The 1,442-nt window shown below is 48.1% G+C and carries 1 protein-coding gene; it reads left to right on the top strand.

The window, feature by feature from the left end; translation table 11 throughout:
* Positions 1 to 39 precede the first annotated feature (39 nt).
* On the top strand, positions 40 to 1,442 hold a 1,403-nt coding region (locus GAC_RS01035; protein ID WP_241760100.1), incomplete at its 3' end, for a proline dehydrogenase family protein.

Here is a 1,442-nt window from a genome sequence, read left to right as displayed (position 1 = left end):
AACAAGCATATAGGGCGCTCTACGTCGATATTTGTCAATGTGTCCACTTTGGCACTTAGCATCGGTGCGCATATGCTCAGGGAAGTTGATGACTCCCGATGGTACGGCATACTGGGCAATCTGCTTAAAGACATGGGTGAGCCCGTGATAAGAAAAGCCGCCCTACAAGCTATGCAGGTGTTGGGCAAGCACTACGTGTGCGGACGTACAATCGAAGAGGCAATTGCAAGAAGCTATGATGCCGGACACGTGTGCTCCTTCGACGTTCTAGGAGAGGCTGCGAAAACTCGCGCAGATGCAGACAAATACTTTGCTGCCTACATGGGTGCTCTGGAGACGTTGGGTTCTAATGCGCAAGCAGTAGATGATCTAGGATCAAGGCACGGAATATCGGTTAAGTTATCATCTCTGCACCCGAGATATGAATTCGGCCAGGCGGATTACGTACTAAAAGACATATCATCCAAATTATTGGAGTTGTGTCAGGTTGCAAAGAAGTACAACGTTAAACTGACAGTAGACGCTGAAGAGGCGCGTAGGTTAGAGCTGTCTCTTATGATTCTGGACACAGTGTTTTCCGACAGCTCTCTTAATGGTTGGGAGGGGCTTGGTTTTGTCATACAAGCTTATCAAAAAAGGGCGCTGGCCGCTATTGACTTTGTGGAGGATATAGCGATAAGGGCAAACCGCAAGATGATCATTAGGTTAGTGAAGGGTGCTTACTGGGATTATGAAATCCGCAATGCGCAAGAAATGGGATTGGATGGATATCCGGTGTTCACCAGAAAGGTGTACACGGATGTTTCCTATTTTGCATGTGTGCAAAAGCTCTTAAGTAAGCCTGGAACCTTTTATCCCGTTTTCGGAACTCATAACGCTCACTCCGTATCCTTTATTTTGGAAATGACTGACAAAGACCATCCGGGGTTTGAGTTCCAGCGTCTGCATGGCATGGCGCAAGATTTGTACGATTATGTCACCAAGGAAGTTGCACCGAACGTTTGTTGCCGTGTGTACACTCCCATAGGACAGCATCAAGAGTTGTTACCATATTTGATGAGGCGGTTGATAGAGAACGGGGCCAACGTTTCTTTCGTCAATATGATCAACGATTCTGATATTCCCGCGGAGTGCTTGTGCGCTGACCCATTAGAAAAGGCACAATCCTTTGAGTACGCCCCACACCCTTATATCCCACTACCTGCGGATATGTTCCCGGATGGTAGGGTAAACTCCGCTGGGGTCAACACTTCTGATTCGCTTACTATGCTTGCGCTAAGTGAGGAAGTTAGCGCATTTAACGACACGCACTGGAAGGCATACCCAATAATCGGCGGTCAAGATATCACAGAAGGGGAGCTTTACGAAGTGTTCTTCCCTGCAAGCCTCAGCACCAAGGTGGGAGAGGTGTTGTTTGCCACCGCTGAACATGCTGCGCAAAG

It is taken from the genome of Anaplasma marginale str. Florida (assembly GCF_000215485.1).
Taxonomy (GTDB): domain Bacteria; phylum Pseudomonadota; class Alphaproteobacteria; order Rickettsiales; family Anaplasmataceae; genus Anaplasma; species Anaplasma marginale.
This window is presented reverse-complemented; position numbering and strand designations above follow the sequence as displayed.